Source organism: Rhodoferax sp. RT4P68 (assembly GCF_056521305.1).
The window spans coordinates 60,824-78,574 of sequence record NZ_JBWMBB010000003.1; the positions used below are offsets into that span (position 1 = coordinate 60,824).

Here is a 17,751-nt window from a genome sequence, read left to right on the forward strand (position 1 = left end):
TCATATAGTGATGTAAATGAAAAACCGGCAGGGCTGCGTGCGCGGACCCATAGCCGGCCGCGTCGCGCCCCAGCGCCCGACCGCCGCGTGCTTCGCGCTCGCGGCATTTCTCCAACCCTCCACGGAATCGACATGCAGATCAAGAGTCGCAAGGACTTCGCGTCCGGATTGATGTTCATCGCGGCCGGCGCGGCCTTCGCGATCGGCGCCACCAACTACACCGTGGGCAACGCTGCCCGCATGGGCCCTGGCTACTTCCCGTTGTTGTTGGGCAGCATGCTGGCCCTCATGGGCGGCCTGGTGCTGCTGGGCTCGCTCAGGAACGAGCGCGCCGACGGCGGCTTCATCGGCAAGATCGCCTGGAAGCCGCTGCTGCTGATCGTGGGCGCCAACCTGGTGTTCGGCGTGCTGCTCGGCGGCGTACAGACCCTGGGCATCCCGGCGATGGGCCTGATCGCGGCGATCTTCGCGGTCGTCATCATCTCCAGCATGGCCGGTGACCGGTACGTGTTCAAGAGCGCACTGACCCTGGCGGTGATCCTCGCGATCGGCAGCTACCTCACGTTCGTGGTGGGGCTGAGCCTGCAGTTCCAGGTCTGGCCTTCTTTCATCACCGGCTAAGGCATCCCATGGAACTGTTGGACAACCTCTCCCTGGGCTTCGGCGCGGCGTTCACGCTGCAAAACCTGATGTATGCCTTCATCGGCTGCCTGCTGGGCACGCTGATCGGCGTGCTGCCGGGCGTGGGCCCTGTGGCCACCATCGCCATGCTGCTGCCGGCCACCTACGCGCTGCCGCCGGTGGCCGCGTTGATCATGCTGGCCGGCATCTACTACGGCTCACAGTACGGCGGCTCGACCACCGCCATCCTGGTCAACCTGCCCGGTGAATCGTCATCGGTCGTGACGGTGATCGACGGCCACCAGATGGCCAAGAACGGGCGTGGGGGCGCGGCACTGGCCGCCGCCGGCCTGGGCTCGTTCTTCGCGGGCAGCGTGGCCACGTTGGTGCTCGCCGCATTCGCGCCGCCGCTGACCGAAGTGGCCTTCAAGTTCGGCCCGGCGGAATACTTTTCGCTGATGGTGCTGGGGCTGATTGGCGCCGTGGTGCTGGCCTCGGGCTCGCTGCTGAAAGCCATCTGCATGATCGTGCTGGGTCTGCTGTTCGGCCTGGTCGGCACCGACGTGAACTCGGGTGTCGCGCGTTACTCGTTCGACATCCCGGAGTTGACCGACGGCATCAGCTTCATCGCCATCGCGATGGGTGTCTTCGGCTATGGCGAGATCATCGCCAACCTGGCCAAGCCCGAGGAAGAGCGCCAGGTCTTCACCACCAAGCTCAGCGGCATCTGGCCGACGGCCGAAGACTTTCGCAACATGACGCCTGCCATCCTGCGCGGCACGGTGCTGGGTTCGTGCCTGGGCATCCTGCCGGGCGGCGGATCGCTGCTGTCCGCGTTCGCTTCCTACACGCTGGAGAAGAAGCTCAAGCTGCGCCCGGGCGAGATCCCGTTCGGTCAGGGCAACATCCGCGGCGTGGCCGGGCCGGAGTCGGCCAACAACGCGGGTGCACAGACCTCGTTCATCCCGCTGCTGACGCTGGGCATTCCAGGCAATGCCGTGATGGCGCTGATGGTCGGCGCCATGACCATCCACAACATCCAGCCCGGCCCGCAGGTCATGACCAGCAACCCCGAGCTGTTCTGGGGCTTGATCGCTTCGATGTGGATCGGCAACGCCATGCTGATCATCCTGAACCTGCCGCTGATCGGCATGTGGATCAAGCTGCTGTCCGTGCCTTACCGCTGGATGTTCCCGGCCATCGTGCTGTTCTGCGCCATCGGCGTCTACTCGACCAACAACAACACCTTCGACGTGTGGATGCTGGGCTGGTTCGGCATCGTCGGCTATGCCTTCCACAAGCTCGAATGCGAGCCGGCGCCCCTGCTGCTGGGCCTGATCCTCGGCCCGATGATGGAAGAGAACCTGCGCCGCGCCTTGCTGCTGTCGCGCGGCGACTGGTCGGTGTTCGTGACGCGTCCTATCTCGGCAGCGCTGCTGATCGGCGCTGCGGTGCTGGTGGCCATCGTGCTGCTGCCGGCGGTCAGAGCCAAGCGTGAGGAGGCCTTCGTCGAGGAAGGGTAGCCAGGGCGCTGGCGCGCCGCGCCTCGTGCGTGGAGCGCCGGCCCGTGCGTGCATCGGCCTGTGCCGGCAGCGCATGCCGGCAGCGCCTGCCGGCAGCCGTCGATGGGTCGCGGTGGGGTCAGCGCGTGTTGTGGGCGGGCACCGGCGGCGGCTGCGGCGGGTGGCGACCATGCAGCTCGCGCACCATCAGCTCGCACATCGTGGCGTACAGCGGGCGGCTGACCATGCGCGACACGACGCTGGCCACCAGCGCGCAGCCGATCAGGCTCAGCACCATGGCGTGGCCATCGGTCATCTCCATCACGATGATCATGGCCGTGATCGGCGTTTGCGTGACGGCGGCCAGAAAGCCCGCCATGCCCAGCGCGATCAGCGCCGGCAGGTGCGGCGAGCCGGTGATCGCCGCCACGTCCGCACCCCAGCTGGCGCCGATGGACAGCGCCGGCCCGAAGATGCCGCCCGGCACGCCGGACCAGGCCGACAGCCACGACGCGATGAACTTGAGCCCGGTGTAGGTCAGGAAGGCGTGGTCCTGCGCCGAAGCAGCGGCCAGCAGTTCGCGTGTGTGGTGGTGCCCACCGCCGACGGCCGCCCCCTGGCTGACCAGGCCGATCACCGCCACGACGAATCCGCAGCCGGCCGCGAAGCGCACCGGATAGCGCCGGCGCCAGCCGCAGAAGCGGTCTGGCAGGCCGGTGGCCGAGGCGATCAGCAACCGCGCCAGCAGGCCGCCGAACAGGCCGCTGCCCAACGCCACCAGCGCCCCCGGCAGCAGCAGGCTCCACCAGGCCAGCGCGTCCACGTGCACGCGGCCGAAGTACGAGAAGTTGCCGAAGGCCGACACCGCCACCAACCCCCCGACGACGATGGCGGCCAGCATCAGGCCGCTGCTGCGCTGCTCGATGCGGCGCGACAGTTCTTCGATGGCGAAGACCACGCCACCCAGCGGTGTGTTGAATGCCGCCGCCAAGCCGACGGCGCCGCCGGCCACCAGCAGTTCGCGGTCGTTCACGCCCGAGCGCGGCGACAGCCAGCGTCGCGCGGCGAACATCACGCCGGCAGCGACCTGCACCGAGGGCCCTTGCCGTCCCGTCGACAGGCCGGCCAGCAGGCCAGCGGAGACGGCGAAGATCTTGGCGCACGACAGGCGCAGCGAGACGAAGCGCGAGCGCTCGTCGGGGCTGACATGCGGGTCCAGCGCCGCGCAAACCTGCGGCACGCCCGAGCCGGCCGCGCCGGCGAACCAGCGGCGCGTGGCCCACACGATGGCGGCCGTGAGGGCCGGCGTCCACAGCAGGGCCGCCCAGGGCCGCTGCGCGCGTTGTGCGAGGAACCAGTCCATCGCGCCATCGGCCAGCAGCGTCAACACCACGACGGCCAGGCCGGCCAATGCGGCAAAGCCCATCACCAGCGCCCGATCGGCCCAGACACGGGCGTCAGACAGTTCATCGTGCAGCTTGCGCAGGAAGTCGGGTTCGCGATCCATCGGCGTCGATTCTGGCAGCAGCTGTGCAACGGGGGCGTTGTCAGCCGGCCAGCAGGAAAGTCAACACTGGGGCGCCGCACCCTGCCCGTGCTCCAGTGACGCCTGCAGCGCGCCCGCTCCGGACATACCCGCAATTGACGCGCAAAGCGCAGCACGCGCCTGCCCACCGCGCTCAGAATGCCAGCCCCATGAAGCCCGCCGACATCGCCCTGCACGCCGCCGCTGTCACCACCACCACGCCCGAGCGCAGCGGCACGCAGAGCCTGCACCGCGGCATCAAGCTGATGCGCATGATCGCGGCGCGTCCGCAGTTCGGCTGGCGCCTGTCCGACCTGGCCGCCGCCTGCGGGCAGGACAAGGCCACCGTGCACCGCATGCTGGCCTGCATGGTGGACGAGCGCCTGGTCGAGCAGCGCGCCAGCGACCGCCACTACCTGCCCGGCCCCTTGATGTTCGAGCTGGGCTTTGCGCTGCCGGACCGTGCGCAGTTCCACCGCCGGGCCGAGACCATCGTGCAGGCCTTCGCGCGGCGCATGGCCGGCATCGGCCTGCTGCTGCTGCGCAGCGGCAACGAGTACGTGTGCAGCGTGCGCGCCGGCGCGCTGGCCTTGTCGGGCCTGATGGTCTACCCCGGCACACGCCGGCCGCTGTTCACCTCGGTCGGCGGTGTTGCGCTGCTGCAGACCATGCCGGCCGGCGAGGTGCGCGCCGTGCTGCTGGACAACGTGGCACAGGAGATCGCGCGCCGTGGCACCGACCGGCTGGAGGCGCTGCAGAAGATGCGCGAGCGCTCGCACCGCCATGGTTTCGGCGTCAACCTGGGCGACGTGGTGCCGGGCCTGCACGCCTTCGCCGTGCCGGTGCGCAATACCCAGGGCGACGCCTTCGCCGCGCTGTGCCTGATGGGCACGGCCGAGCTGTACGGCGAAGAGCTGCTGGCGCCGCTGCGCGCCGAAATGGACACGACCGCCGCGTTGCTGTCCACCGAAGCGCACAAGTTCAACATGTGAAACAGGCGGCGTGCGCGCGCATCGCTGCGGCGGGGCGCGCGCTTAAGGTCAGCGGACGTTCTCCACGTCCTCCATGAACCTCCAGTCCGCCCTCAATCTCGAAGACCTGCGCCAACTGGCGCGCCGCAAGCTGCCGCGCATCGCGTTCGACTTCATCGACGGCGGCGCCGACGACGAGCTGTGCCTGCAGCGCAACCGTGCGGCCTTTGCCCAGCACCGGCTGCTGCCGCGCTACCTGCGCGACGTGCGCCAGCGCGACCAGGGCGTTGTGCTGTTCGGCCGCCGCTACGCCAGCCCCATCGGCATTTCGCCGACCGGGTTGGCTGGCCTGTTCCGGCCCGGTGCCGACCTCATGCTGGCAGCCGCCGCGCGTGAGGCGGATGTGCCCTTCCTGCTGTCCAGCGCTGCCAATGCCGCGCTGGAAGACGCGCTGCCCATCGCGCCCGAGCACGTGTGGTTCCAGATGTACTGCACCAGCGACGAGCGCATCAACGCCGACCTGGTGGGCCGTGCGCGCAAGGCCGGCGTGCGCGTGCTCGTCATCTCGGTCGACGTGCCTGTCAACGCCAACCGCGAGCGCAACCGGCGCAACGGCTTCTCGCGCCCATTCCGCATGACGCCGGGCGTGGTGCTGGAGGCGCTGGGCCACCCGCTGTGGGTGCTGCGCTACCTGCGCACCGGTGGCGTTCCGATGATGCGCAACTGGCTGCCCTATGCGCCGCAGGGCGCCGACGCGACCCAGGTGGCTGACCTGTACGGCACGCTGACCCCGGCGCCTATGGTGAGCTGGGAACACCTGGAACGCATCCGCGCCGCGTGGACCGGCCCGCTGGTCGTCAAGGGCCTGCTGCACCCGGACGACGCGCGCCAGGCCGTGGCGCTGGGGGCGGACGGGCTGGTCGTCTCCAACCACGGCGGCCGCCAGCTCGACACAGCGCCCTCGCCGCTGGAGATGCTGCCGGCCATTCGCGTGGCCGTCGGCGCGCGCATTCCCATCATCGTGGACAGCGGCGTTCGCCGCGGCTCGGACGCCGTGATCGCGCGCTGCCTGGGAGCCGATTCGGTGATCTTCGGGCGGCCCACGTTGTACGGCGTGGCCGCAGGCGGGCAGGCCGGCGCGGCGCGCGCGCTGCAGATCATGCGCAGCGAGATCGACATGGTGATGGCGCAGATCGGCTGCACGTCGTTCGCCGCGCTGAACACCAGCTACCTGTGGCCGGCGGCCGTGCCTGCGGTCGCGCTGCCTGCCGACACCGGAAGTTCAACATGTGAAACAGCGCTGTGCCCACACGTGCACGCGGCCCAGGCTGCCCATTAACGTGGGCGCGACCGGGACCACCCAAGGAGACACCACATGACACACGCTACCCGCCGCGCGCTGCTGGGCCTGCTGAGCGCTGCTGCGCTGCTCAGCGCCACGCCCGCTCAAGCCCAAGCCCAGGCGCACGCCGACTGGCCCAACCGCCCGGTGCGCATCATCGTGGCCTACCCGGCCGGGCAGAGCACCGACATCGCCACGCGCTACTTCGCCGACAAGCTCACCCGGGCGATGGGCCAGAGCTTCATCGTCGAGAATAAGCCCGGCGCCTCGGGCAACATCGGCACCGCCTACGCGGCGCGTGCCACGCCCGACGGCTACACGCTGGTGATGGGCGCGTCGGGCACGCACGCGATGAACCCGGCGCTCTACACCAACATCGGCTATGACGCCGACAAGGACTTCGACGCCATCGCGCTGACGGCGCTGATTCCGTTCGCGATCTCGGCCTCGCCCTCGGCGCCGTTCAGCTCGCTGTCCGAGTTGATCGCGCTGGTGCGCAGCAAGCCCGACAAGGTCGACACCGCCATCCCCAGCGTCACCGGCCAGCTGGTGATGGAGATGCTGCGCCAGCGCGATGTGCCCCTGTTCGGCGTGAAGTTCAAGGGCTCGGCCGATGCCATGACGGCGACGCTGGGCGGCCACGTGCCACTGCTCATCGACACCGTGGCGGCCACGCGCACGCAGCTGGGCCGCATCAAGCCGCTGGCCGTGACGACGACGGCGCCGCTGGCCTCGATGCCCGGCGTGAAGACGGCCAGCGAACAGGGCCTGCCCGGCTTCACCATCGCCGCGTGGAATGCGCTGATGGTGCCGCGCGGTGTGCCCGCCGAGATCCAGGCGCGCCTGGGCGCCGAGATGCGCAAGATCCTGTACCTGCCCGAGACCCAGAAGGCGTTGACCGACCTGGGCTTCGAGAGCGCGCCGGTGCGCACCACGGCCGAATTGACGGCCTGGCTGCGCGAGGAGCGGCGCAACTACGCGCAGGTGATCCAGGCCGCCCAGATCAAACCCGAATGAACGACAAGGAGACCGACCCATGCCCAAGATCCAGACCAGCCCCCTGCATTCCGATTACGTGGCGCAGATCCACGCCTTCATCCCCGACCTGATCGACGACGCCGAGGCCATCGAGGAGCTCAAGGCGCAGTGGCGCAAGACGCCGGTGATGATCTTTCGCCGCCAGTCGCTGGAAGAGCCCGAGCTGGTTCGCTTCACCGAGCAGTTCGGCCGCTGCGAGACCAGTGGGCGCAAGGACATCCAATCGCCGTACCACGAGCAGATCATCTACTTCAGCACACTGAAATACTTCGACGGCCGCTTCGTCGGTGGCTTTGCCGGCGGCGAGGATGTGGACTGGCATTCGGACCAGACCTTCCAGGTGCGCCCGGCCACCGGCGCCATCCTCTACGGCACCGAGGTGCCGCGCGATGGCGGCGACATCTACTGGGCCAACCAGTACGGCGCGTGGGATCTGCTCTCCAAGGACGTGCAGGAACTGATCGACGGGCGCACCGGCGTGTACCGCTACGCCAAGCGCTACGCCATGCTGAACGCCACCGAGCTCAGGGACAAGGAAAAGGCCAACGCGCTGCTGAGCCTGCCCGACGCGCGCCACCCCGTGGTGCTGACGCACCCGCGCACCGGCCGCAAGGCGCTGTACGCCGACCAGACCACGCTGGTCGAGATCGAGGGTTTGTCGAAGGAAGAGAACGAGCGCGTGCTGCCGCTGCTGTTCAAGGCCGGCGGCGACCCGTCGCTGGCCTACCGCCACAAGGTGCACAACGGCGACGTGCTGATGTGGGACAACGGCTGCACCCAGCACCGACGCGACCAGATGTACCTGGACCAGCCACGGCTGATGAAGCGCACCACGTTCCGCCTGCCGGCCGCCGAACACTGCATGCCGCAAGCATGACAACTCCCCCGTTTCGCGCGTACTGCGTGTGCGCGCATCCCGCCTCAAGGGGGCGCACCCAGCGGCTTGGCAGAGCCAGTTCCGCGGGTGTCCTGGCATGGCCTGCTCGGCAGCCTCTGGATGCGCTGCGGATGGCGCGCCGTGCAAACGGGCGACTGGTATGACTGAACCCTCCGTCTACCTGCGCGTCAATCGCGTGGCCGCCGCCATCTGCGAGCAGGCACGCGAAGTGACCGTGGCCGATCTGCACGAGAGCACCGGCTACCTGGGCTTCACCGGGCTGATGTCGGCGCGCATGCGGCGTGTGAGCCCGGGCGCCAGGATCGCCGGGCCGGCCGTCACTGCGCTGTGCCAGCCGGGTGACAACCTCATGATGCACCGCGCGCTGCGCCTGGCGCAGGCGGGCGATGTGCTGGTCGTCACCTGCCTGGGCGAAACCTCAGCCGCGCAGTGGGGCGATGTGGCCACCACCTACGCGGTGCAGATGGGCCTGGCCGGCGTCGTGGTGCACGGCTGCGTGCGCGATGTCGACGGCGTGCTGGCCATGGGCTTTTCGGTCTGGGCGACCCACGTCTGGCCGGTGCACGCCGACAAGGGCAAGGGCGGTGGCGTCAACATTCCCATCGCATGTGCCGACGTGCTGGTGCGGCCGGGCGATCTGATCGTGGCCGATGGTGACGGTGTCATCGCCATCCCGCGCGCCGAGGCGCAGACAGTGGTCACGGCCGCGCAGGCCAAGATGCGCAAGGAGGCCGAGTTCGCCAGCGCCATCCGCGCGGGTGCGTCGGCCTGGGACTTGAGCGGAGCCGGCGCGTCCTACGCCAAGCTGGGCCTGGTGGAGCGCGACGCGGCCTTCGACGATTGAACCCAGATCCGGCAGTTGACCGCTGGTTCTGACGTAGAGCCCCGCATGCCGATGGACGATTTCGCTCTGGCGCGCGTCGACCAGCCGGGTGAAAGCGCATGCATCCGATGGCACCGTGCTCAGCGGCAAATGCGCATGCGCCCCCGGTCGAAGTGGAAATGGTCGGCGTGGGCGCTGTTGTAGTTGGGTCCCAGCACACCATCGAACAGGCCGCAGGCGCCGCTGTGCACAGCCCGTAGAAAGGCGGCGGCCGGGGTGGCCGGCGCGTCGTCGGCGCCCCAGTCTCGCGCCACGGTGATGCGCCGCCCGTCCTGCAGCACGAAGCCGGCGATGTCCAGCGCCTGCGCCGTGGCGTGCTGGCTGCGCGAGCCCGCTGCACCGCCGCCGATGTTGCGGCAGGCGTAGCTGCCGTAGTGCTCCAGCCGGCGCACCGGCGAGCCGAGCAGCACCTGGGCCTGCGGCTGCATGACGTGGCGTTCCCACAGCGCGAGCGAAGCGGCGGCGGGGCAGCTGAGCGTGAACGGCACACCCACCTGCACCGCCGTACGCCGCACCTGCACGGCATCGCGAAATCCGCAGCCCGGGCCGGTGTCGCGGTCGGGCACCGGCTCGGCCTGCCAGGGCGTGGTGGCCAGCAGGGCCTGGCAGGCGGCCGGGTCAGCGCTGAGGCGCGACAGCTTGTGGCCGGTCAGCCAGCCCGGCGCTTCCTCGTAGCTCAAGGGCGCCCAGGGGTTGTGGCGGTCCGGCAGCGACCACAGCCGCTCGTGTGTCGCGACGGCTCCGACGGCGGCCATCACCAGCAAGGCGAACAGCGCCTTCACGCGCGCCCGACCCGCGTGGTGCGCGCGGCGGCATCTGTCTGCGAGACAGGTGAGGTGGGAAAGGGCGGTGCGGCAGCGTCAGCAGTGCTGGTCTTTGTCGCGCGGGTGGCGGTGTTCGCCTCGATGGCACGCGCGGCGAGCGCAGATGCCACAGCCAGGCTGGCCAGCGCCAGCAGCACGAAGGTCTCCGGTGTGCGCAGCGTCCACAGCGTGGCCGCACTGATCAGGCACCACAGCAAGGGCAGCAGCCAGGGCAGGGCACCGGCTGCGGCCGAGCGGGCGCGCGATTCGCGATGGCTTCGGCTCAGCCGTGCGCTGGTCGGTGGCGACCCGGCGCTGCGCCCATGCGCCAGCCACAGCAGCAGCCCCAGTGTGCCCACGGCCGTCGCGTCGGGCGTCAGCCCGAACAGCGCCGCCTGTTGCCAGGGCCGGCCCAGCGCCAGCCCGGTCCACGGCTGCAGCACGATCGCGAACGCCATCAGCGCCAGCCCCATGCCGCGCACCCAGCCCGGCCCGGCGCGCGGCCCCCAGGGGCTGCCGGCCCGCGCGATCCAGGCCAGCAGCAGCGCCTGCAGCGCGAACATCGCCGCGAACCACGGCGCCGCCGTGTGGATGCCAGCGTAGCGCTGCCAGTGGAACGCCCAGGCCGTGGCTGCCCAACCGATGGCCACGGTGGCGCAGGCCAGCCGCCAGGCCGCTGGGCGCCGTGCCAGCCCCCACAGCACCGCCAGGCCCAGAGGCAGTGCCAGCAGTGGGGCCGGCCACACCTGGGCGTTGTACAGCGCGAACATGCGCTGGTAGGTGCCCGGCGCAAACATCAGGAAGTCGTCCAGTCGGTAGGTCCACCATTCGGTCATCGTGCGCGCCTGGCCCTACAACGCTGCCACATGCTCGGCCATGCGTCGGCGCAGGGCCGCGTCCGGCATCGGCCCGCGCGCGGCTTCCATGTTCTGCTGCAGATGCGCGACCTGGCTGGTGGCAGGGATCGCGCAGGTCACGGCCGGGTGCGACACCACGAATTTCAGCGCGACCTGCGCCCAGTGGCGGCAACCGATCTCGGCCGCCCAGCCGGGCAGGGGCTGGCGCTGCAGCGCATCGAGCAGCGCGCCCTGGCGAAACGGCCGGTTCACCAGCACGGCGATGCCACGCTCCTGCGCCAGCGGCAGCAGGCGCTGCTCCACCTCGCGGTCCAGCAGGTTGTAGCTGAGCTGCACGAAATCGAGCGGATGGCGCTGCATCAGCGTTTCGAACTCGCGGTGGCGCCGGCCCTCCGACGTGGTGATGCCCACATGGCGCAGCTGGCCGGCGGCCTTCATCGCGAACAGGCGCGGGAGTTGGGTTTCCCAATCCAGCAGGTTGTGCACCTGCAGCAGGTCGAACGGGCGCTGCAGCTGCCAGCGCTGGCGCGACGTGGCGATCTGCGCGCTGCCGCGCTCGGCACCACTGACCCACACCTTGTCGGCCGCGTACAGCGCTGCGGGCTTGCCGAGCGCGGCCAGCGCCTGGCCGATGACGGACTGCGCCGAGCCATACATGGGGGACGAGTCGATCACCCGCCCGCCGGCCGCGAAGAACGCGCGCACCACGGCCGTGGCTGCGGCCTGGCCCTGCGGGTCGTCGCCCACGTTGAAGGTGATCCAGCTGCCCAGACCCACGACCGGCAGCGCCTCGCCGCTGCTGGGCACGGGCTTGGTCAGCAGGCCAGGCGCGGGCTGCGTCCAGGCGCGCGGCTGCAGCGCCAGGGCCAGGCCGGCAGTGGCGGCCTGCAGCAAGTGGCGGCGTTGGGGTGAACGAGGGGCGGGCATCGAGGGCTCCAGGCGCGGGACATTCCGCTGTGTCTGGTGCCTGGTGTGCGCCGAAGTTCCATCGGGCCAGGTCCAGGGCGGCCGTCCCTGCCCGGCCAATTATTTTTTGCATCCCCTGCATCCAAACCCCGCCCTCGCCGGTAGTACACGCAGCAGCCTGGCTGCCAACCCCTTTTTCAGGAGAATTCCGATGCGCACTACCACCCCCTCCCGTCTCGCTGCCGTCGCCGGCACGCTGTCTGCCGTCGCCCTGCTGGCCGCCTGCGGCTCCATGCACGGCTCTGGCATGGGCGCCCCGTTCTCGCAGGCCAGCCTGCCCGCCAGCATCCAGGTGCCCGCAGGCAACCGCGTCGCCATGGAAACCGTGGGCATGGGCACCATCGTCTACGAATGCCGTGACAAGGCCAACATGCCCGGCCAGGTCGAATGGACCTTTGCCGGCCCCGATGCGCGGCTGATGGACCGCTCGGGCAAGGTGGTGGGCCGCTACTACGGCCCGCCGGCCACGTGGGAATCGATGGATGGCTCCAAGCTGACGGCCACCCAACTGGCTGTGGCCCCCTCGGGCGCCACCAGCCTGCCGTACCAGCTGGTCAAGGCCAACCCGGCCATGGGCAGCGGCGCGATGACGGGCGTGACTTACATCCAGCGCGTGGCGCTGACGGGTGGCGTGGCGCCGACGACGATGGCCTGCACCACGATGAACAAGGGCCAGAAGACGACCGTGCCTTACCAAGCCGACTACATCTTCTGGAAGGCAGCCTGACGCGCCTGACGGTGCGCTCGGCGTCCCGTCCCACAGTGCGACGGCACACCGGCGGCGAGACGCCACGGGGCTAGGGGGGAATGATGGGTGAACGAGCGGCCAACCACGACCGCTCGAGGTGTGTGTCCACGAGACGCGTGGCCTCCATCAACCCCCTTGAGAGATACCGTGCCCCAGAAAATCAGGCCGACGGTCAGCCGGACCTACAAGTGCCAATGTGGCCGGCCAGTTTTCTTCCGCAACACGCAATGCGTGCTGTGCGGAAGCCAGCTCGGCTTCATCACCGACCAGTTGACGATGGCCGCCCTGGTGCCCGATGTGGCGCATGATCTGTGGAAGATCGCCGGCGAAGTCGGCGGCGCGTCGTACCGCTGCTGCTCGCGTCGCCTGGGGCCTTCGGCGTGCAACTGGATGATCCGCACCGATGTTCGCGCCGGTGGTGACCACAGCGGCAACAGCGTGCAGTGCCTGGCATGCAGGCTGAACCGCCGCACGTTCGACACTACCGCCCCTTCGAGCCAATACCGGTGGTTGCAACTGGAGACCGCCAAGCGTCGGCTCGTGGCGCAACTGCTCTCGTTGGGCTTGCCGGTGGAAGTACGCGGCAACGCAGGTGCGGGCATTGCGTTCGACATGCTGGAGGCTGCCCACGGAGGCCCCCCGGTGATGACCGGCCACCATCAGGGCGTCATCACGCTCAACGTGGAAGAGGCCGACGACGCCAAGCGCGAGGCCATCCGGGCCGAGATGCGTGAACCGTACCGGACCTTGCTGGGGCACTTTCGGCACGAGATTGGTCACTACTACTGGGACCGTCTGATTCGCGACGACGCCGGTCGTCTGACCGAGTTCCGCGCGCTGTTCGGCGATGAACGGCAAGACTACGCGAAATGCCTGCAGAAGCACTACCAGAACGGCCCGCCGTTGGGCTGGGCGTTCACGTACCTGTCGAGCTACGCCTCGACCCATCCGTGGGAAGACTGGGCGGAGACCTGGGCGCACTATCTGCACATGACCGACACGCTGGAGGCGGCGATGGGCTTCGACATCGACACCATGAACGCCGAGGCGGAGTCCGACCCGTTCGAGGCCACGCATCTGTGGAACCCGGCCTTGCCCAGCGCGCCGGAATTTCTGGATCTGCTGAATTCCTGGGTGCGCCTCACCCAGGTCATGAACGAGCTCACGCGCAGCATGGGCCAGCCCGATTGCTACCCGTTCATCCTGCCCTTCAAGGCGGTTGGCAAGCTGCAGTTCATCCATGAAGTGATTCGGCAGCAACGCGCTGTGCCGGGCAGCCGCGCGCCTGTGCCAGTCACGGCCGGGCTCTAGACCTCGGCCTCGCCTGGTGCGGCAGCCGCACCCGATCGGCCCACCTCGCCCACGCCCAGATCTTCATAGCTCACGAACGCGTGGCAGCTGCTGGCCCAGCGCCGGCTGGTGTTCTTGCGCAGACCGATGCCCACCAGTTGGCGGCCCTGCGCGCGCAGCTTTTGCGCCAGTGGCATGAAGTCGCTGTCGCCCCCGACGATGACCACCGTGCGCACATGCGGGAAGCGCGCAACGTCTTCCACCGCGTCCAGGCACAGCCGGATGTCGGCACCGTTCTTGGCCGAGGCGCCGGGCGGGAACAGCTGCACCAGTTCGATCGACGCATGGAGCAGCGCGTCGCGGTAGCGGCCATAGAACTGCCAGTTGCAGTACGCGCGGTGAATGGCGATGTCGCCGAACCGGGCCGCGGCCTCGACCACGGCGGGCACGTCGATCAACGGCTCCTGCAACTTGAACCGTGCATCGGGCTTGGCGTAGTGGCCTTCGCCGAAGCGGGCCTCCGCCAGGCCGGCGTGCAGGTTTTCGAAGTCCCAGTACAGGGCGACAGAAGCGGTGTCGTGGTCGGCGGTCATATGCAGTTCCAAAAAAAATAGGGGGCGAGCGTCGTCAGGCAGGCGCGCGCGACAGCAGCACGATGCCGGCCACCACGACCAGCGCGCCCAGGATCTGCACCGGTGCCAGCCACTGGCCCAGCACGGCCCAGCCGATGAACATGGTGGCAATCGGCTCCATGTTCATGACCGGCGCATTGCGCGCCATGTCCAGTCGCGGCACGGTGATGAACAGCACGGTGAAGGCTGCACAGTACAGCGCCATCAGCACGGCCAGGCCGGCCCAGCCAGGCAGGTCGTGCGGCCAGGCCATGCCGCCGGGCACCAGGCCTGCGGCGCCGGCGATGGCCATGCTGGCGCACACGGTCAGCATGGTGTAGAGGCTGCGCACGGGGCCGGGCAGGGCGCTGAGCTTGTGGTTGGTGATCCAGATGCCGATGGCGAAGACCGCAGCGGCGCCCAGGGCGAAGCCGACGCCGGCACCCCAGGCCACGTCGCTACCGGTTTCCGCCAGGCGCGTGGGCGCATCCAGCGCCAGTACCAGGCCGACCAGGATCACGCCCATGACCAGGCTGGCGCGGCGCGTGGGCCGTGGCCCGCCCAGGCCCCAGGTCAGCAGCGCCAGCAGCAGCGGAAACACGTTGGACACCAGCAGCGCCAGCGCCACCGGAATGCGCGCCACAGCCGAGTACAGCGACAGGCTCTGCACCGCGATCAGCAAGCCCAGCGCCAGCTGCCAGCCCCACGTGCCCGCCGGCAGCTTCAGCGCGTTACGGCGCCACGCCACCAGCGCCGCCAGCACCAGCACCGTGATGCCCGAGCGGCACAGCACAGCCACCAGCAGCCCGGTGCCATGGTCGAACGCCAGCCGCGCCGCGACATGGTTGCCGGCGAACGCGCAGGCAACGCCGGCCAGCAGCAGCATGGCCGTGGGGCGGGGGAAGGGGGCTGGCTGCGGCATGGGGGATCGGATTGTCACCGGGTGGTGACCGGGGTATTGGGTGGCGTCTCGCTGGCTTTGGCGGTGTAGCACCTTGGTGCCACAGTGCCTGCATGTCGACCACCACCATCCGCATTGACGAGTCCCTCAAGGCCCGGGTTGCCGTGGCGGCCGAGCGCACGGGCAAGAGTGCGCATGCCTTCATCGTCGAGGCCATTGCCGAGACCGTGGAGCGGTGGTCGGCCAGGGCAGTCGCGGCGATGTGGCGCTGTACCGGTTCGTTCCGGCGCTGGACACGATCTACGTCCTGGCCGTGCGCAGCCAGCGCGAGGCGGGGTTCAAACCATCGCTGTCCTGATCCTCACCCCAGCGGCACCGTCGACTCCTTCAGCACCCGCAGCACGAAGTGCGACTTGCTGTGCCGGATGCCGGGGATCTTGTAGAGCTTCTCGCGCAGCAGCCGCTCGTAGTCGCGCGTGTCGCGCACGGCGATGCGGATGTAGTAGTCGTAGTCCCCCGAGACCAGATACGCCTCCAGGATCTCGGGGATGGCGGCCAGCACCTGGCCGAAAGCGTAGAGCGTGTCATCGGTGTGGCTCTCCAGCGTCAGCTGCACGATCACCGTGTCGTGGTAGCCGATGCTGGCCGGGTCCACATCGATGGTGTAGCGCTTGATGACGCCCTCGGCCTCCAGGCGCTTGATGCGGCTCCAGCAGGTGGTGGCCGACAGGCCGACCTCGGCGCCGATCTCTTGCAGCGTGCGGCGCGAGTCCGCCAGCAGGATGCGCAGGATGGCCATGTCGACCTTGTCGAATGAATCTTCGGTTGATTCCTTGGTTTTCCGATGATTCTTCAAGATGCGCCCCGTATAGTTCGAAATTCAGAAGCACATTCTGAGCGAATTACCAAAAAATCATAGCGATGCACTCCACCGTCACCTTTCTTGCTCCCGTTCCTGCTGCCGCCGTGGCCCACGCACCGCGCAACGGCGCCGAGGCTTTGCTCGACACCTTGGTCGCCTGCGGCGTCGACACCTTGTTCGGCTACCCCGGCGGCGCCGCGCTGCCGCTGTACGACGCGCTGCATGGCGAGCCGCGGCTGCGCCACATCCTGGTGCGCCACGAGCAGGCCGCCGTGCACGCGGCCGAGGGCTATGCGCGCACCACGGGCAAGGTCGGCGTGGTGCTGGTCACGTCCGGACCCGGAGTGGGCAACACCATCACCGGCCTGCTGGACGCGATGAGCGATTCGGTGCCGGTGCTGTGCATCAGCGGCCAGGTGGCCAGCACGGTGATCGGCACCAACGCGTTTCAGGAGAGCGACGCGTTGGGCATGTCGCGCCCGGTGACGAAGTGGAACTTTCAGCCGCGCTCGCCCGATGACATTCCCGGCGCTGTACGCCGCGCGCTGCAGATCGCCAGCGGCGGGCGGCCCGGCCCGGTGTTGCTGGATGTGCCCAAGGACGTGCAGCTGGCCCGCCTGGGCGTGGGCGCCATGCCGTCTCGTGCGCCGCGTGCCGAGCGGTCCACGCCCGCCGCCCCCAGCCTGCCGCGCGGCAGCCTGCAGCGTGCCGCCGACCTCATTTCCACCGCGCGCCGCCCGGTGTTCTACGGCGGTGGCGGCCTGGTGAACGCCGGCCCCGCCGCTTGCGAAGCCTTCACGCAGCTCGTGCGCCTGGCGGGCGGCCCCTGCACGTTGACGCTGATGGGGCTGGGGGCCTTCCCTGCCTCCGACCCGCAGTTCGTCGGCATGCTGGGCATGCACGGCACGCTTGAGGCCAACCTGGCGATGCACGAGGCCGACCTGGTCGTCAACGTGGGTGCGCGCTTCGACGACCGCGTGACCGGCAAGCTCGACGAGTTCTGCCCGCACGCGCGCAAGATCCACATCGACATCGACCCCAGCAGCATCAACAAGACGGTCCAGGTGGACGTGCCCATCGTCGGCGACTGCGGCGTCGTGCTGCAGGCTCTGCTGGCACTGCCCGAGCTGCAAGGCCTGGCACCCGAGCGGCTGGCACCCTGGTGGCAGCGCATCGACCGCTGGCGCGCCGCGCGCTGCCTGGATTTCGCGCCGCGTGCCGACGCCATCTTGCCGCAGCAGCTGATGGCCACCCTGCAGCAGCAGATCACCGGCCGCGACGCCATCGTGTCGACCGACGTCGGCCAGCACCAGATGTGGGCCGCGCAATACCTGCGTTTCGAGCGTCCGCGCCGCTGGCTGACTTCGGGTGGCGCCGGCACCATGGGCTATGGCCTGCCGGCCGCCATCGGCGCGCAGGTGGCGCACCCGGATGCGCTCGTCGTCTGCGTCAGCGGCGACGCCTCGGTGCTGATGAACATCCAGGAGCTGTCCACCGCCATGCAGCACCGCACGCCCGTCAAGCTGGTGCTGTCGAACAACGGCTACATGGGCATGGTGCGGCAGTGGCAGGAGCTGAACCACGGCAACCGCCTCAGCCACAGCTGGAACGAGGCGCTGCCCGATTTCGTGGCGCTGGCCAAGGCCTTCGGCTGGGGTGCGCGCCGCGTCAGCGACCCGGCCGAGCTCGATGCTGCGCTGGCCGAGTGTCTGGCCTACGACGGCCCGTTTTTCCTCGATGTGCAGGTCGCCGCGCAGGAGAACTGCTTCCCGATGATGCCGTCCGGCCAGGGCCACCACCGCGTGATGCTGGCCAAGGACCGCTGGTACAAGAACGAACTCTGAAGTGGCATGGTCTGGCGCATACTTCGCGCCGCCCCTGCTCGCGGTGGTTGACCGACCGCCGAGGCCCGCTTGCCAACAGACAGCACGCC

18 protein-coding genes are annotated in these 17,751 nt (G+C 69.3%); 11 read left to right on the forward strand and 7 right to left on the reverse strand.

The genetic code is table 11. The features are described 5' to 3' along the window. Positions 1–132: 132 nt before the first annotated feature. A complete protein-coding gene (locus tag AC099J_RS06805) occupies positions 133–621 on the forward strand; it encodes a tripartite tricarboxylate transporter TctB family protein (protein ID WP_479614475.1) in 489 nt (162 codons plus the stop codon). 8 nt (positions 622–629) lie between these two features. Next, positions 630–2,144, forward strand: coding sequence for a tripartite tricarboxylate transporter permease (locus AC099J_RS06810; RefSeq protein ID WP_479614476.1), 1,515 nt, complete (start codon positions 630–632; stop codon positions 2,142–2,144). Positions 2,145–2,262: 118 nt separating this feature from the next. On the opposite strand, the gene AC099J_RS06815 is transcribed toward AC099J_RS06810, so the two are convergent. Beyond that, on the reverse strand, positions 2,263–3,630 hold the full coding sequence (locus AC099J_RS06815) for a chloride channel protein (protein WP_479614477.1): 1,368 nt from the start codon (positions 3,628–3,630) through the stop codon (positions 2,263–2,265). 188 nt (positions 3,631–3,818) lie between these two features. Between AC099J_RS06815 and AC099J_RS06820 the strand changes: the two genes are divergently transcribed. From AC099J_RS06820 to AC099J_RS06840, 5 genes are all read left to right on the forward strand, one after another. Further along, positions 3,819–4,640 carry an IclR family transcriptional regulator gene (locus AC099J_RS06820; RefSeq protein ID WP_479614478.1) on the forward strand — a complete coding sequence of 274 codons (822 nt, stop codon included), beginning with the start codon at positions 3,819–3,821 and terminating at the stop codon, positions 4,638–4,640. Positions 4,641–4,713: 73 nt separating this feature from the next. Beyond that, positions 4,714–5,958, forward strand: a complete 1,245-nt coding sequence (locus tag AC099J_RS06825) for an alpha-hydroxy acid oxidase (RefSeq protein ID WP_479614479.1) — start codon at positions 4,714–4,716, stop codon at positions 5,956–5,958. Between the two features lie 36 nt (positions 5,959–5,994). Beyond that, positions 5,995–6,978, forward strand: coding sequence for a Bug family tripartite tricarboxylate transporter substrate binding protein (locus tag AC099J_RS06830; RefSeq protein ID WP_479614480.1), 984 nt, complete (start codon positions 5,995–5,997; stop codon positions 6,976–6,978). Between the two features lie 19 nt (positions 6,979–6,997). After that, positions 6,998–7,876, forward strand: coding sequence for a TauD/TfdA dioxygenase family protein (locus AC099J_RS06835; RefSeq protein ID WP_479614481.1), 879 nt, complete (start codon positions 6,998–7,000; stop codon positions 7,874–7,876). A gap of 160 nt (positions 7,877–8,036) precedes the next feature. After that, positions 8,037–8,741, forward strand: a complete 705-nt coding sequence (locus tag AC099J_RS06840) for an RraA family protein (RefSeq protein WP_479614482.1) — start codon at positions 8,037–8,039, stop codon at positions 8,739–8,741. Positions 8,742–8,860: 119 nt separating this feature from the next. On the opposite strand, the gene AC099J_RS06845 is transcribed toward AC099J_RS06840, so the two are convergent. Genes AC099J_RS06845 through AC099J_RS06855 form a run of 3 tightly spaced genes read right to left on the reverse strand, consistent with a single transcriptional unit; the run spans position 8,861 to position 11,367 of the window. Further along, positions 8,861–9,562 carry an extensin-like domain-containing protein gene (locus tag AC099J_RS06845; RefSeq protein ID WP_479614483.1) on the reverse strand — a complete coding sequence of 234 codons (702 nt, stop codon included), beginning with the start codon at positions 9,560–9,562 and terminating at the stop codon, positions 8,861–8,863. Then, positions 9,559–10,419, reverse strand: a complete 861-nt coding sequence (locus AC099J_RS06850; protein WP_479614484.1) for a DUF6064 family protein — start codon at positions 10,417–10,419, stop codon at positions 9,559–9,561. The genes AC099J_RS06845 and AC099J_RS06850 overlap by 4 nt, the downstream gene beginning before the upstream one ends. Positions 10,420–10,434: 15 nt before the next feature. After that, positions 10,435–11,367, reverse strand: coding sequence for an aldo/keto reductase (locus AC099J_RS06855; RefSeq protein WP_479614485.1), 933 nt, complete (start codon positions 11,365–11,367; stop codon positions 10,435–10,437). A 190-nt stretch (positions 11,368–11,557) separates the two neighbouring features. Here AC099J_RS06855 and AC099J_RS06860 point away from each other — a divergent pair, with 190 nt between their 5' ends. Together AC099J_RS06860 and AC099J_RS06865 are read left to right on the forward strand one after the other, a co-directional pair. Then, a complete protein-coding gene (locus tag AC099J_RS06860) occupies positions 11,558–12,133 on the forward strand; it encodes a DUF3455 domain-containing protein (protein WP_479614486.1) in 576 nt (191 codons plus the stop codon). 168 nt (positions 12,134–12,301) lie between these two features. Continuing rightward, positions 12,302–13,465, forward strand: coding sequence for a zinc-binding metallopeptidase family protein (locus tag AC099J_RS06865; RefSeq protein WP_479614487.1), 1,164 nt, complete (start codon positions 12,302–12,304; stop codon positions 13,463–13,465). On the opposite strand, the gene AC099J_RS06870 is transcribed toward AC099J_RS06865, so the two are convergent. Then, positions 13,462–14,037 carry an NYN domain-containing protein gene (locus AC099J_RS06870; RefSeq protein ID WP_479614488.1) on the reverse strand — a complete coding sequence of 192 codons (576 nt, stop codon included), beginning with the start codon at positions 14,035–14,037 and terminating at the stop codon, positions 13,462–13,464. The two genes, AC099J_RS06865 and AC099J_RS06870, sit on opposite strands and share 4 nt — an antisense overlap. Positions 14,038–14,071: 34 nt before the next feature. After that, positions 14,072–14,977: an EamA family transporter gene (locus tag AC099J_RS06875; protein ID WP_479614489.1), complete on the reverse strand. Its 906-nt coding sequence runs from the start codon at positions 14,975–14,977 to the stop codon at positions 14,072–14,074. Between the two features lie 92 nt (positions 14,978–15,069). On the opposite strand from AC099J_RS06875, the gene AC099J_RS06880 reads away from it, so the two are divergent. Continuing rightward, complete coding sequence (locus tag AC099J_RS06880; RefSeq protein WP_479614490.1) at positions 15,070–15,399, forward strand: CopG family ribbon-helix-helix protein; 330 nt, start codon at positions 15,070–15,072, stop codon at positions 15,397–15,399. Here the strand turns inward: AC099J_RS06880 and AC099J_RS06885 are convergent. Continuing rightward, positions 15,318–15,755, reverse strand: coding sequence for an Lrp/AsnC family transcriptional regulator (locus tag AC099J_RS06885; protein WP_479614491.1), 438 nt, complete (start codon positions 15,753–15,755; stop codon positions 15,318–15,320). The two genes, AC099J_RS06880 and AC099J_RS06885, sit on opposite strands and share 82 nt — an antisense overlap. 122 nt (positions 15,756–15,877) lie before the next feature. Between AC099J_RS06885 and ilvB the strand changes: the two genes are divergently transcribed. Continuing rightward, positions 15,878–17,662, forward strand: coding sequence for a biosynthetic-type acetolactate synthase large subunit (gene ilvB / locus AC099J_RS06890; protein ID WP_479614492.1), 1,785 nt, complete (start codon positions 15,878–15,880; stop codon positions 17,660–17,662). Positions 17,663–17,751 lie beyond the last annotated feature (89 nt).

Excerpts from the sequence above, each read along its gene's own strand:
- AC099J_RS06805 (WP_479614475.1), top strand. The coding sequence starts at position 133 with ATGCAGATCAAGAGTCGCAAGGACTTCGCGTCCGGATTGATGTTCATC.
- AC099J_RS06815 (WP_479614477.1), bottom strand. The coding sequence starts at position 3,630 with ATGGATCGCGAACCCGACTTCCTGCGCAAGCTGCACGATGAACTGTCT.
- AC099J_RS06860 (WP_479614486.1), top strand. The coding sequence starts at position 11,558 with ATGCGCACTACCACCCCCTCCCGTCTCGCTGCCGTCGCCGGCACGCTG.
- AC099J_RS06840 (WP_479614482.1), top strand. The coding sequence starts at position 8,037 with ATGACTGAACCCTCCGTCTACCTGCGCGTCAATCGCGTGGCCGCCGCC.
- AC099J_RS06810 (WP_479614476.1), top strand. The coding sequence starts at position 630 with ATGGAACTGTTGGACAACCTCTCCCTGGGCTTCGGCGCGGCGTTCACG.
- AC099J_RS06830 (WP_479614480.1), top strand. The coding sequence starts at position 5,995 with ATGACACACGCTACCCGCCGCGCGCTGCTGGGCCTGCTGAGCGCTGCT.
- AC099J_RS06870 (WP_479614488.1), bottom strand. The coding sequence starts at position 14,037 with ATGACCGCCGACCACGACACCGCTTCTGTCGCCCTGTACTGGGACTTC.
- AC099J_RS06855 (WP_479614485.1), bottom strand. The coding sequence starts at position 11,367 with ATGCCCGCCCCTCGTTCACCCCAACGCCGCCACTTGCTGCAGGCCGCC.
- AC099J_RS06885 (WP_479614491.1), bottom strand. The coding sequence starts at position 15,755 with ATGGCCATCCTGCGCATCCTGCTGGCGGACTCGCGCCGCACGCTGCAA.
- AC099J_RS06835 (WP_479614481.1), top strand. The coding sequence starts at position 6,998 with ATGCCCAAGATCCAGACCAGCCCCCTGCATTCCGATTACGTGGCGCAG.
- AC099J_RS06850 (WP_479614484.1), bottom strand. The coding sequence starts at position 10,419 with ATGACCGAATGGTGGACCTACCGACTGGACGACTTCCTGATGTTTGCG.
- AC099J_RS06875 (WP_479614489.1), bottom strand. The coding sequence starts at position 14,977 with ATGCCGCAGCCAGCCCCCTTCCCCCGCCCCACGGCCATGCTGCTGCTG.
- AC099J_RS06880 (WP_479614490.1), top strand. The coding sequence starts at position 15,070 with ATGTCGACCACCACCATCCGCATTGACGAGTCCCTCAAGGCCCGGGTT.
- AC099J_RS06825 (WP_479614479.1), top strand. The coding sequence starts at position 4,714 with ATGAACCTCCAGTCCGCCCTCAATCTCGAAGACCTGCGCCAACTGGCG.
- AC099J_RS06820 (WP_479614478.1), top strand. The coding sequence starts at position 3,819 with ATGAAGCCCGCCGACATCGCCCTGCACGCCGCCGCTGTCACCACCACC.
- ilvB (WP_479614492.1), top strand. The coding sequence starts at position 15,878 with ATGCACTCCACCGTCACCTTTCTTGCTCCCGTTCCTGCTGCCGCCGTG.